At 34.3% G+C, this 12,524-nt stretch carries 16 protein-coding genes; 10 read left to right on the plus strand and 6 right to left on the minus strand.

The genetic code is table 11. The features are described 5' to 3' along the window. A partial coding sequence (locus JOD28_RS09920; protein ID WP_204770452.1) for an IS3 family transposase occupies positions 1-113 on the plus strand: 113 nt, incomplete at its 5' end. 344 nt (positions 114-457) lie between these two features. On the opposite strand, the gene JOD28_RS08595 is transcribed toward JOD28_RS09920, so the two are convergent. Beyond that, complete coding sequence (locus JOD28_RS08595) at positions 458-1,807, minus strand: bacteriocin secretion accessory protein (RefSeq protein WP_204770408.1); 1,350 nt, start codon at positions 1,805-1,807, stop codon at positions 458-460. Positions 1,808-1,825: 18 nt separating this feature from the next. Then, positions 1,826-3,973 (minus strand): peptide cleavage/export ABC transporter, encoded by a 2,148-nt coding sequence (locus JOD28_RS08600; protein WP_220730317.1) that lies wholly within the window; start codon positions 3,971-3,973, stop codon positions 1,826-1,828. A gap of 397 nt (positions 3,974-4,370) precedes the next feature. Here JOD28_RS08600 and JOD28_RS08605 point away from each other — a divergent pair, with 397 nt between their 5' ends. The 3 genes from JOD28_RS08605 to JOD28_RS08615 all read left to right on the plus strand — a co-directional run bounded on the left by JOD28_RS08605 (position 4,371) and on the right by JOD28_RS08615 (position 5,542). Further along, positions 4,371-4,517: a hypothetical protein gene (locus JOD28_RS08605; protein ID WP_204770409.1), complete on the plus strand. Its 147-nt coding sequence runs from the start codon at positions 4,371-4,373 to the stop codon at positions 4,515-4,517. Between the two features lie 24 nt (positions 4,518-4,541). Next, positions 4,542-4,691 carry a class IIb bacteriocin, lactobin A/cerein 7B family gene (locus JOD28_RS08610; protein WP_204770410.1) on the plus strand — a complete coding sequence of 50 codons (150 nt, stop codon included), beginning with the start codon at positions 4,542-4,544 and terminating at the stop codon, positions 4,689-4,691. A gap of 671 nt (positions 4,692-5,362) precedes the next feature. Then, positions 5,363-5,542, plus strand: a complete 180-nt coding sequence (locus JOD28_RS08615; RefSeq protein WP_204770411.1) for a hypothetical protein — start codon at positions 5,363-5,365, stop codon at positions 5,540-5,542. A gap of 492 nt (positions 5,543-6,034) precedes the next feature. Here JOD28_RS08615 and JOD28_RS09890 read toward each other — a convergent pair whose 3' ends face one another. Next, complete coding sequence (locus JOD28_RS09890; RefSeq protein ID WP_338087918.1) at positions 6,035-6,202, minus strand: LytTR family transcriptional regulator DNA-binding domain-containing protein; 168 nt, start codon at positions 6,200-6,202, stop codon at positions 6,035-6,037. 305 nt (positions 6,203-6,507) lie between these two features. Here JOD28_RS09890 and JOD28_RS08625 point away from each other — a divergent pair, with 305 nt between their 5' ends. The 3 genes from JOD28_RS08625 to JOD28_RS08635 all read left to right on the plus strand — a co-directional run bounded on the left by JOD28_RS08625 (position 6,508) and on the right by JOD28_RS08635 (position 7,547). Next, positions 6,508-6,672: a lactococcin family bacteriocin gene (locus tag JOD28_RS08625; protein WP_204770412.1), complete on the plus strand. Its 165-nt coding sequence runs from the start codon at positions 6,508-6,510 to the stop codon at positions 6,670-6,672. 330 nt (positions 6,673-7,002) lie between these two features. Continuing rightward, complete coding sequence (locus JOD28_RS08630; RefSeq protein WP_204770413.1) at positions 7,003-7,194, plus strand: hypothetical protein; 192 nt, start codon at positions 7,003-7,005, stop codon at positions 7,192-7,194. A gap of 239 nt (positions 7,195-7,433) precedes the next feature. Next, positions 7,434-7,547, plus strand: a complete 114-nt coding sequence (locus JOD28_RS08635; protein WP_204770414.1) for a class IIb bacteriocin, lactobin A/cerein 7B family — start codon at positions 7,434-7,436, stop codon at positions 7,545-7,547. A 419-nt stretch (positions 7,548-7,966) separates the two neighbouring features. On the opposite strand, the gene JOD28_RS08640 is transcribed toward JOD28_RS08635, so the two are convergent. The 3 genes from JOD28_RS08640 to JOD28_RS08650 form a co-directional block, all read right to left on the minus strand. Continuing rightward, positions 7,967-8,692: a response regulator transcription factor gene (locus JOD28_RS08640; RefSeq protein WP_204770415.1), complete on the minus strand. Its 726-nt coding sequence runs from the start codon at positions 8,690-8,692 to the stop codon at positions 7,967-7,969. Between the two features lie 5 nt (positions 8,693-8,697). Then, positions 8,698-9,369 (minus strand): sensor histidine kinase, encoded by a 672-nt coding sequence (locus tag JOD28_RS09805; RefSeq protein WP_239531183.1) that lies wholly within the window; start codon positions 9,367-9,369, stop codon positions 8,698-8,700. Positions 9,370-10,383: 1,014 nt separating this feature from the next. Beyond that, positions 10,384-10,635 (minus strand): hypothetical protein, encoded by a 252-nt coding sequence (locus JOD28_RS08650; protein WP_013103384.1) that lies wholly within the window; start codon positions 10,633-10,635, stop codon positions 10,384-10,386. 129 nt (positions 10,636-10,764) lie between these two features. On the opposite strand from JOD28_RS08650, the gene JOD28_RS08655 reads away from it, so the two are divergent. From JOD28_RS08655 to JOD28_RS08665, 3 genes are read left to right on the plus strand one after another with little or no spacing between them, the layout of a single operon-like run. Next, positions 10,765-11,148: a fluoride efflux transporter FluC gene (locus JOD28_RS08655; protein ID WP_204770416.1), complete on the plus strand. Its 384-nt coding sequence runs from the start codon at positions 10,765-10,767 to the stop codon at positions 11,146-11,148. Continuing rightward, positions 11,145-11,483, plus strand: coding sequence for a fluoride efflux transporter FluC (locus JOD28_RS08660; RefSeq protein WP_204770417.1), 339 nt, complete (start codon positions 11,145-11,147; stop codon positions 11,481-11,483). Before JOD28_RS08655 ends, JOD28_RS08660 begins: the two co-directional genes overlap by 4 nt. A 49-nt stretch (positions 11,484-11,532) precedes the next feature. Continuing rightward, positions 11,533-12,414 carry a DegV family protein gene (locus tag JOD28_RS08665; RefSeq protein WP_204770418.1) on the plus strand — a complete coding sequence of 294 codons (882 nt, stop codon included), beginning with the start codon at positions 11,533-11,535 and terminating at the stop codon, positions 12,412-12,414. Positions 12,415-12,524: the final 110 nt, after the last annotated feature.

Below are 12,524 nucleotides of genomic sequence, written 5' to 3' on the forward strand. Positions count from 1 at the left end.
ATCAATTCCGCTTTGCCTCGCTAGCACATTTAATTTTGGCTGTTTCAAATTATTTAGATTGGTACAATGACGAACGCATCAGTGTCGTGCATCGCAAAATGCAAGTCGCTTAACCGAACGGCCCTAGAGAAAAAAGAGTCCGAACTATTGACTTAGGAGCAATCTCTCTTTTTGGTGGGATTTATGTGGGGTAAATATTCACAGGAAAAAAGAATTATGGCACTATCAGAAGAATTAGATAATTCAGATTAATATAATCAGCACTATAAAAAGCAGGTACCTAATTTTCACTTGGTATCTGCTTTTTACTTCTACATAGACAATTTAAATAATTGATACCTCCTTCTAGACATGGAAACTGATGTAATGATGAGTGAGGAGAATAGGATTTATTTGACTATTATGACATAAGAAAACCCAATAACTTTTTGGGTTCACATCAGTTATTAATATACTTTCAGCTGATCAGTTTATTTTTGAGGTAAACAAACCAGGTACTTTTGCCCGTAATAACACTAACAGTACCTTCTTGACCATAATGCACAGTTGAATAGTCGTTATTTTTCAAATTTAATGTTGCATCGACTTGGTAAAAATGACCTTGTTTAGTTGTCACAGGATGGGCGGCAATTTGGGAGATATGCCCGGTTAATGTTGATTTTGTGTTGTTGTTTTGTGATAACATGTAGCGAACTAATTGTCCCTTAGATATAGTTGTAATTTCCGATGTGGTAATATAAAAAGTTACTTTCAATTTGGGTTTCTCAGTTAAATTAGGATAGATTTGTGCAATATTTGTACCTTGTGGCATATAACGCGTTTTTGTCTTATCAACTAGTAGTTTCACCGTACCTGTTTCTGGGGAAACAATAGCATTGTTATAGTTATCTTGGGTGGCTTGATGCTGAATTTTTATTTGTTTGATTTCCTGTGTTACAGCACTGAGATCTTTGGCAACAGTGCTCAATTGCTGTGATTTTAGATCAGATAACTTATCTGCTAATGTATTGGGTGATAATGCGTTTTCAGAGGGTAAAGCGGTATATTGTGTTTTATAATTCGCTATAGCATCTTCTAACTGGTCTATTTGTTCTTGCAACGTATTGATAGTATTGCGTTTGATGTTAGCAGATTCTTCAGTATTGAGCGTTGCTGTTTGATTTTTATACTCAGAAAACATACGATAATAATTATTTTCTAGTGACAAATTCGTGTTATTTTGGATAGCAAGTAATAATGACTGGTAATGATTGAGATTATTTTCTTTCTTGTTCAATGAACTTGTGAGAATATCCTTTTGTTGGGTAGCACGATTTTGACCATCTAATTGTTGTTGGTAATCATTGGATAGTATTTGGGATTGAGACAGGTAGTTTTGAAAGGCATCGGAATAGCCATAGGCATCTGTCTCGGAGAAAAGATTTTTGTCTTCACTCAGGCTGTTTTTATAGGTTAACAATGCTTTTTCGCGTGCCTGTAGGTTTTGAAGGTTAGCATTTTCGAGCTTTAAAGTGGTATCGGTTTCGCTGTTTTGATATTGAATTAGCATATCACCATGACGCACAGAGTTTTTTGATATTAAGTTGTTTTTGATGACTGCATTGTTGCTTGTAGATTGTATGGTAGCCAATATTTTATCCGGATTAATTTCACCAGTACTTTTGACTACGACTTCTTTATGCGTAAAAAAAGCTAAACCGATTAAGAGCAATAATAGGATCAGCGTTGGAAAGATAATTAGTGTTGTAAAGTTTTGATAACGTTTACTGTAAAATTCCGAGCTTTCTAGGAGTTTTTCATTGAACATGTTGTGACCTTTCGATGATTAGCGATTAACTAAATGATAATATTGTGCGTGATGGGTAAGCAGCTCGTTGTGGGTACCATCTTCAGCAATAGTACCTGATTCAAGTAAAATAACGCGTTGTGCTTTTTCAGCAATAGCCAGTCGGTGAGCGATGAATATAATTGTCTTATTTTTAATCGTGAGTAAGTTATCGATTATTTTTTTCTCAGTCAATACGTCGAGATTACTAGTTGATTCATCCAAAATGAGAATAGGGGATTGACTTAAAAGCGCACGAGCTAAAGCAATGCGTTGCTTTTGACCACCAGACATGCCGCCATCTTCTGAAATTTCAGTTTGATAGTTCTGAGGCATACTTTCAATATCGTTTTTGATATCCGCTAATGTCACAGCATTTAAAATATCTTCTTGTGTTGTACCGTCAGGGGCACCAAGCGTGAGATTGTCCAAGATGCTACCAGTAAATATATAAGGATTTTGGGGTAAATAGGTCACATGTCGCCTGAGATTTTGGCGATGAACGTGAGTAATGTCTTGGGAACCAATTTGAATGTTTCCGCTAGATGGTGACATGAAGTTAACTAACAGTTTGGCAAGTGTTGATTTTCCTGATCCACTAACACCTACAAGGGCTATTTTTTCACCAAAAGCTATTTTAAGAGAAAAGTCGATTAGAATAGGTTTCTGATAACCATATTGATAGCTCACTTTGTCTATTTTGAGGTCATATGAATTATCTTTTTGTAATTCTTGTGATTCGTTCGCTTTAAATTCTGAATCCACTAAGTACACTTCATTCAATCGCCGATTTGCAACAGTTGCTGTTTGTATTTTGGTTTGTAAGTTAATAATATTTTGAAACGGTTCGGTAAAATAACCTAATAAGGCATTATACGTGACTAATTGACCCACACTCAGTTGATTAGAAATAACTAGTTTAGCACCAAACCATAGGACGAGCACATTAATAATCAGTTGAGTCGCTTGTTTAATGCTATTTTGAATCGCTTCACTTTTTTGATGTGCAAATGATTTCTTTAAGTAATCGACAAATTCTCGATCAATTTTTTGATAACTAGACTTTTCACTTGTGAGTGATTTGATTGTTTCTATACCATTAATATCTTCAATAATCGATGAGCTTAACGTTGCGTTACTCGCCATTTGTTCCTGATTGAGGTGTTCAAAGGGTTTCATAAAGGTGTAAACAATTAAAAAATACACTGGAAATGAAATTAAAGAGAGTAAGAACAGGTGTATGTTTTGCACAGCCAAGACACTACCGACGATAATAGTAATGCCTAAGTCTAAGAATAAAGAAAGAATCGTGTTAGCCATTGCATCAATGATAGCATTAGCATCATTAAAACGTGTCACGATTTCACCAGTTCGTCGTGTGGCGAAGAAATTAACTGGTAATTCAAACAAATGCCGAATATAAGACAATATGACTTCAATAGATAGACGTTGCCCCATAACTGTTAATAAGTAGGTTCGAGCAAAACCCAGTACTTGTTGTAGGATGTAGGTGGCAATCAATCCTAATGAAACAATAGTTAGGGTATTAGCTTGGCCGTTGGGAACATAAGCGTCGATAACAAGTTGCATGTAGTATGAACCAGCAATGCTAATTAGTGTGATTAATAAAGACGCCGCAATAATATTAGCAATCAGTGGTTTTTGTCGACCAATAATGGGTAAAAATGATTGAATGCTGCTCTTATTTTCTTTAACTGGTTTGTATTCTGGGGATGGGGACATGAATAATGCGACACCGGTCCACTCGTTAGAAAAATCCTGCAGAGTCATAGTTGTTTTACCAACTGTTGGGTCTGGATCCGCAATCATGATTTTATTTTTAGTAACATGATAAACGACATAATAATGCAAATATTGTCCGTTTTTCTCAACATGAGCGATAAATGGTAATGGTAAATCTTTCATATCAAATAATGTCAGGTCGGCATTAATAGGGCGAACATCCATGTTAAATGATTCGGCTGCTTTTACCAAACCGAGTGCCGTTGTTCCTGACAGTGATGTTTGACAACGTTCGCGGATACTTGCTAAGGAAACATCAGAACCATATTGTTTTAAAATCATCGCAAGTGCAGATACACCACAATCTTTTTCTTCTAGTTGTGATATGTAATCAAATCTCTTCATTTTATGTATAGTCTCCCTTAAAATAGTACCAGTCTAAATTTTATAGGGAAAATACATTTTTTTTTCAAAATAAACGTCAATGGTAGATATTTTGACGTGAATGGCTAATTTCAACCTTTCAGTGCTGTAAACAGACCATTGAGGTCATTGATGTATCAAGTAGAAATTCATGAGCGTATATTGGGTATATTCGTTGCGCAACGATGAAAAAATATAGGACTGCTGTATTTTGAGATGATTATAATAGTTAATGTTGTTCTGAGTATCGTGGACTGTAAATTGGAAATAAAGTGGTGCGGAATTTCAGTATGGGAACAACTGTATTAATTGTTTTAAATGAGCATCGTATATAATATAAACATTTGTTAATAATACAATAAATAAAGGAGAAATAAATATGCCACAAATGACAAAGTTTACTGAGTTGAGTGATTTGCAGATGGAAGGAATTGTTGGCGGTAACCCTGTTTTGGTTGTCGGTGCAATGTATGGAGGTGTTTTTGTAGCTGGCATGGCTGCTGGATACCTTGTTAATCGTCGCTAATATATATTGAAAAGGATTTTTACTATGAACAATACGGGTTTTAAAATACTAAACGAAAACGAGTTATCTAGAGTAAACGGTGGGGCTTGGTGGATACCACCAGCTGCTCTTGCAGTTGGTGTTTTTCAAGCGGGATATAATGTAGGCAAAGACGTAGCTAATCGAAAACATTAAACAAGGATAGGTACTATTATGTTAAGTTTTTTAAATAATTATAAAAATATAATAATTGTAACTATCACAGTGATAGAATTAGTATGTTTTAGTTTATTATTATTAGGTGATATGAAAATTATAACAACACCTCACCTTATTTCTAAAAACTTTACCGGGATACTAATTATGTATATGTTGGTTCTTACTTATTTGGTTACACCTACTCATGTAAAGTAAATAAATTGTTTTTTAAATAGTTGTGATTTTTCTGCTGTTCAAGTTATTGGGTTTTAGCTATGAAATATTTATTAGTGCTTTCATTTTTCGGAGTGATATCAAGTATATTGGTCTAATAAACTGTGTTTGTAAGTTAATAGCTCGGACCGTTGTTTTGTCTCGGACAGTTCGGTTAAGCAACAGTAAAAATTATATTTTGAGTTGATATGCACAGCAGCTGGAACAGCCGGACTTGAAACTGGAGCAACAATAGGACTGAACAGAGTTAACCGCAAATAGGTATATTGATGAAAAAGACGTTCGAAGAATTTTATAAATATCGTTATTGGATACTCTTTACAATTATATTTTTTGTAGGACTTGAAATGGGCGTGGTTATTGGATTAAATGCTGTTAACCATGGTTAACGAAAGTCATTGAAAAATATTGTAATATACAGAGAGAAATCAACTATGACTCATCAAGAAAAAACAAACAGTGTTAATGAATTTCAATCATTAACACATCAACAGTTAGCAGAAATCGAATTAAGCAAAGTGGCAGGTGAAAAAAACACATGGCAGGGTAACGTTATAGGATCAGTAGGTCTAGTTAGAACTGCTATTGATGTTTATTTCGGGGAGACTGTATAATTTAATATGATGATATTAGTAATTCAGACATGCATAGGTGTTTTGACTGTGGCATCGTTTATAGACGTTGTCCTACATGGATTAAAGTCGAATCAAACAAAGTTTAAATCATCAGAAGAACTTGTAATTTTGTTTTTAGGACTGTCTTATAGTTTATGACAATTATCCTATTTTAGTATATTAATTGCTACCATAGGAGCATTAGGCGTTTTGGTGGAGACAAAAACAAATAATACGTTTAAAAAATATTGAGCGTTATTACTTATAAAAGTTATGTAGACAATATGTATTTGATATCAGTTTACAACCTGCATCAGTAATAATTATAACTTGAGAGTTGCTATACACAACCAAAAACCCGCTGACAATTCTATTAGTAGCATTGTCAGCGGGTTTTAGTTATAAAATATTTGTCAATGCTTTTACTTTTCAGCGTGAAATCCAGCAGTTTGATTGGTTTTTGAAAATAATGACATTGTTAACCTTATCGATCTATTCAATATTATTAGTATTGACAAGATAAGCGCGATGGTTGCGGAATAGACGGTTATCCATGACTGCAATGTCTTGTAATCGGCCTGCAAATTCAATGTGTTTCGTAACACTAATGGTAGATATTTTGACGTGAATGGTAAATTTAAACCTTTCAGTGCAGTAAATAGACCGTTGAGTTCATTGATGTATCAAACGTTATTTCATCGGCGTATATTGAATGTATTCGTTGCGCAGCGATAAAAATTAGAAAGTTAGGATTGTTTTGATGTTTTGAGTATCGTGAATTGTACCTTAGCAACAAACAGTTCGGAATGTCAGTATAGGATCATTTTGTTCATATCTCAAAAATCCATCCAAACAAAATAAGACAGATGCAACAAAATGTGATAAGAAACATGAACACGAGGCATGGAGATATAATTAAAAGGACTCATTGTGGTTAGTTTAAGTAAAAGAAAAGAGGAAAAAAATTGAATTATCAAAACTATAAAACATTATCTGATAGTGAATTAAGTGAAGTAAATGGTGGTTTTGTACCGGCCGTTATTGGTTGGGGTGTAGGTCTGTATTTTTTGAAGGATGGATGGACACATACAGATCAAATTGTCAAGGGAATTAAAAAAGGGTGGGGATAAAAAATTAGAGGAAATTTATATGGAGAAGACAGTCCGCTTTTTTTTTGAAAATGTGCATCCGATTTATATTGCAATAGTTATTTTAATTGGAATCAGCATTGGAGATTTTTTAAATAGTTTAATTATCAAAATTATTGACAGTTTCATCATAACTATAATTGTTGGTGGATTGTCAGTATATTTCACCTTGATTATAGCCAGTTACATATACTATTTAAAAATGAAGCAGCGAGAATAATCAAATTTTAGTATATGTGAAACAGCGATCAAGGGTTAGCATATGATATTATCATTTTTGACTAATGAAAATACAGAAGGATAAATAGAAAAATGAAAAAATATGAATTAAATAAAATGGTTCAAAAATATAAATTAACGACAATTAGTAATGAAGAGTTAATGATTACGGTAGGTGGTTCGAATGACGGATTTTGGACAGGATTTGGATATGTTGTTGGAAAAACAGCAAGAGGGGGAGCTAATGCAGCAGTTTATACATATAAACATCTTTTAATTTTATAAGAACAGAATTGCCACTGGTGAGTACAACATTTTAACTAAAAATCGATGGCTACGGAATAAACGGCTGTCCATGGGCTCAATGTTTTGTAGATATTTTGACTTTGACGTGAATGGTTGATTTCAACCTTTCAGTGCTGTAAACAGACTATTGAGGTCATTGATATATCAAACGTTATTTTATCAGCGTATATTGAATGTATTCGTTGCGCAACGATAAAAATTAGAAGTGAGATAAGAATATGGGAAATAGTGTTTTAGGATTTAGCGTATTAACTGACAGTCAACTACGTCAAGTTGAGGGAGGAATTATTCCGATAGCTGTCTTGGGCTATTTGGACAGCGGCTGGAACTAGAGCCACAATAGGACTGAACAGAATTAATTAAAAGTAGGTGTATTGATGAAAAAGACGTTCGAAGAATTTTATAAATATCGTTATTGGATATTTTTTACAACTGTATTTTTTGTAGGACTTGAAATAGGCGTGGTTATTGGATTAAATGCTGTTAACTACGGCTAACAAAAGTTATTAAAATATTATAGAGGGAAATTAACGTTGAGCTTATTTTAAAAGGAAGCATTGCTTTTAAATCTTTCTATATCATAGCTGCGGTAATCGGTTTGATTTATACTGATCCTAAGTCAATATTTCGGATCATTGTTTTGTCTAGGGCAGTTCGGTTAAGCATCAGTAATAATTATAATTCGAGAGTTGCTATACCTAACCAAAAAGCCGCTGACAATGCAATTAGTAGTATTGTCAGCGGCTTTTAGTTATAAAATATTTATCAATGATTTCACTTTTCGGCGTGAGATCAAGCAGGTTGATTGATTCTTAAAAATAATGACATTGTTAACCTTATCGATCTGTTCAATATTATTCGTATTGACAAGATAAGCGCGATGGCTGCGGAATAAACGGCTATCCATGGCCGCAATGTCTTGTAATTGGCCTGTAAATTCCATGCGTTGCGCAACACCAACGAGCACAATTTGACGCGTTCCGGGTTGTGTTTCAAAATACAGAATATCACTAAAAGGTATTTTAAAGTGGGCCTTTGGTGTGTTGAATTGGAATAAGTCAAGTGGCGTATCGATGTTGAATTGTTCAACGACATGTTGTAAATTCTTTTCTAGTTGTTGCTTAAAATCCTTGGCATCTTGATCTTTTGCAATGAAATCTAGTGCGGATACTTGATATTTGAAAGTGAGCGATAAAAATTCAGAGTGTGTTGTTACAAAAATAATAATGGCATATGGATCATGGTTTCTGATCTCTTTGGCAACCTCGAATCCTTTTTTATCGGAACCTTTGAGTTCAACATCGAGAAAATAGAGGTGATGTGTACCACGGCCGGTTAAAGTAGTGAGCAATTGTTCTGGTCTAGAATAGGTATTGATTTGCTGATAAGACCAATCATTTTCTTGCAAAATTTCAACTAAATAGCGCTTTAATTTTTGTTGTTGTATAATGTCATCTTCTAAAATATTGATATGCATAAAAATTATCCTTGTGTAACCAATGTTTGGCTGAATTTATGGTTGGCGTGTGCTGTTTCTAAGTGTGCTTGTTCGTAGTCGATTAAAATTTGTTGCACATTGTGTAGACCTGTGCCATGGCCGTTTCCTTTTGTTGTGACACTGTGTTTAAAAAGTTGGTGAATTGCACTTGTTTCCTCAGTGGTGGCATTTTCAATGATGAAGCGATTTTCTTTTTGTAACGGATCGATAATCACGGCAATATGAATAAATGCGTTAGCAGTATTTTCGCTTGCTTCGATAGCATTATCAAGTAAGATGCCTAGAATTCGAATGTAATCAAGCGTATCCATGTGGCAGTTTGCCCACTGTTGTTCAATTTCAATTTCGATACGAATGCCCTTTTCCAAAGCATAGATAATTTTATGAGATAAAAGGCTTTTAATAGCGGGGATCATAATTTTTGATAAGACGCCTAGAGAATGGTGATCGTGATTCAGTATGTTAGGCGATTTTTTTAATACGTTATTATATATTTCGCGAATTTGTTTTATATCACCATTTTGGATACTTGTTTCCAGGCTAATGATTAAATTGATATAATCGTGACGAAAGCCATTAATGTTTTTGTAAAGCGTTTCAATTTCCGTTGTGTAATTTGTTAAGTTTTTAAGTTGTTGTTGTCTTTGTTCTGCCAATTGCAAATTAAAGTAGTTTTGGGTAGTATTTTTAAGATAAATTAATAGTGAAACGACACTAATAGCAAAAAAATATTAACAGTAGCTTTATACGCGTTGTTTTTAAATAATGGGATTAACAAGTAAGATAATAAACTTAGAGATAAAAGTAAGTTTACGAATTTGAATCGATTGCTTTTTTGAAAGTATTGATTCTTTCGAATAATTGTCAAGTTTGGCGCGATTAATTTAATAATGAAATATTGTAAAATGCCGATAATGACTGGTGATAAAATTGTTTCGTACATAGTTGTTGTGTTATATGAAAGGAATTTTATTGGTGAAAAAAATGTACCAAGTGACTGAATAATCGTACCAAAAGCCGATACACTCAATACAGCGTATAGCCCGTAAAAGTATATGAGGTGAATGCTTTGGGTTCGCCGATTAAATTTGAATCCTAATATAATTAGTAAAACCACTTGTACAATGTGACCAAATGTACCTAAAATATACGCTGTCAATGTGGTCATTACTAGGAATATTAGGTAATATTCTATGTGCCACTGAGTTTTACTTATTGCACAAAATACAGTGAATTTTATAATTGATAAAAATAAAAGGCCAAACACAAGATGAAGTAAAATTAATAAATTCAAAGCAAATCCCTCCAAAATATATTAATATTTTACACTAATAAGTAAACGTTTACCATGAAAATTTCAGTAATAAGGATAAGACGGTTGTAGTTTTATTCGATATTACGTATAATTTGTTAAGTAAATTGAAAGGGAACATGATATGATAAAAATAATGAACTTTGAGGAATTAAGTGAAGAAGCATTGATACAGATTGAAGGTGCTGGTTTCTTAAGTCAGTTGCAAACAATCGTCAATAAATCACAATTTTTTGGGAGATAATTGTTAATGTCTGTGACATCTTTTTATGTACCGAATTTAATGGTTTTTGCAACTCAAAAATAATCTAAAAAGCATTGATTGAAATTTTCAATCAATGCTTTTTAGCAAGTACTGCTATTTTTTCTGTTGTCGTACACGCGTTACCACACGGATTAATGACAAGAATAATGTGATATTGAACCAAAAGCCATAGACTTGTGTGAGTGTACTTGTGGTCAGTGTGACTGCCAAAATAGCGAGTAACACTGCCTTTGTAGTGACACGCTGAAATTCAGACGCCGTGATTGTAAAACGTTCAGGTTTGAGTAATGAAAAAATAACAAGTAATAAAATATAGATGGTTGGCAAAACATAATATGAAAACATAGTAACTCCCTAATTGGTTGGTATTTAATAAAAAAATTAGCCATTACATTGTGTCATGAACGCGATAAAAAAGCAATGCAGGAGACGTTTCTTTTGCTCATCATGCTTAAAATTGTTAAAATGATAGTTATGAAAAAACAACGACAAAGTCTAGGTGAACTACTGATTGTCGGTTTTGGTGGTGGCATTGGGGGTAGTTTGCGCTATTTACTCAGTTTGATACCAATTATTGGGTATCTACCTTTGATGACGGTGACTATTAATTGGCTAGGCGCCTTCTTACTGGCACTTTTTGGTGCGTATTTAACTAAAAATAGTAGCCAATTAACGCGATGGCAGCCATTTATTGGTACCGGGATTATTGGCGGGTTTACCACATTTAGTACAATGATTTTACAATTTAATCAACTACTTCGCAATAATTTACAAGTTGCATGGTTATATATTATATTGACCGTTTTTGGTGGTATTTTAATGGTAAGATTAGGGCAAAAAGTTGGTAGAACCGTATGATATTATTATCAGTATTTATTGGTGCCTCACTTGGTACAATGTTGCGCTATCTTCTGGTGATGTTTTGGCCATTTCACACACATATTTTTACAGCTGTTTCTGCAATTAACATGATTGGTGCGCTTTGTATGGGAATGCTATTTGCAAGTCATCAGTTATCTGATATGCACAATTTTTGGTCTGTAGGGTTGCTTGGTGGCTTCACCACGTTTAGTACAATGATGGTCCAAAGTGCGCAACAGCCATTTTACAAGCAATTAATTTATCTCATGGTACAATTGATTGGCGGCATGCTGTGTTTTATGTTGGGCAGCGCATTGGTAATTATGAATTAAGTAACAACATTGACAGACGATTAATAATCTGTTGATTTAGGAGAATAAAATGTCTAAAATAGCAATCATTAGTGATTCAGCTTCAGCAATACCAGCAGCAATTCGTAATCGTTATCATATTTTTCAAGTAAATGATCCGATTATTTTTGGAGAGGAAGTCTATAAAGAATCAGTGGATATTCATGATCTTGGTGAATTAGTTAAGATGATGAAGGATAAAAAAATGGTAGCGTCAACATCACAACCGGCGCCAGGAGATTGGGAAGAGGCTTTAAATATTGCTAAGTCATCTGGATATGATCAAGCGTTGATTGTGCCTATTTCTTCAGGGTTATCGGGTGCCTACCAAACAGCACGTCTAGTAGCAGAATCATGTCAAGACCTTTCAGATGTTCGTGTATGGGATTCGAAGTTTGCTGTGATGGGATCGGGCATGCAAGCTGTCATGGCAGCTTTTATGGCTGAAAAAGGGCACACATTAGACGACATTATTGCAGCTTTACAAACTTTACAGCAGACCTTTGATGTACGTTTTGTTGTCAATGATATATCACACTTACAACGTACCGGCCGTCTATCCCGTGGTGCGGCTTTAGTTGGTGGGTTACTTAATATCAAGCCAATTTTATCGATGGACATTCAAAATGAAGGTAAAATCGGTGCAGTCGGTAAAGCGCGTAAAATGAGCGGTGCGCTCAAAGAAATTAAGACAGCACTTAATCAATATTTAACACAAGTTGACTTTCCGGTTCGTGCAATTGTTGTAGATGGTAATGATCCAAAACTTGGCGACAAGTGGCTTAAGGACTTACAACATGATTATCCGACAGTTAAGTTTGAACGTGGCGTTATTGGTGCTTATATTGGTGTGCATACGGGTGATGGCGCAATGGGTGTCTTATGGGCACATGATTGGGAAACACTCGTTTAAAATGGTACGACTCTAGGGATGCATTGCCGTGTTAGCTTACGAATACGATTGTCAAATGATGCTATCTTATGACTAATCATGTTATAATATTAACATTAAATTGATTTACG

Origin of the sequence: Leuconostoc rapi, from assembly GCF_016908715.1 — a bacterium.
In the GTDB taxonomy this organism is placed as follows: Bacteria; Bacillota; Bacilli; order Lactobacillales; family Lactobacillaceae; genus Leuconostoc; species Leuconostoc rapi.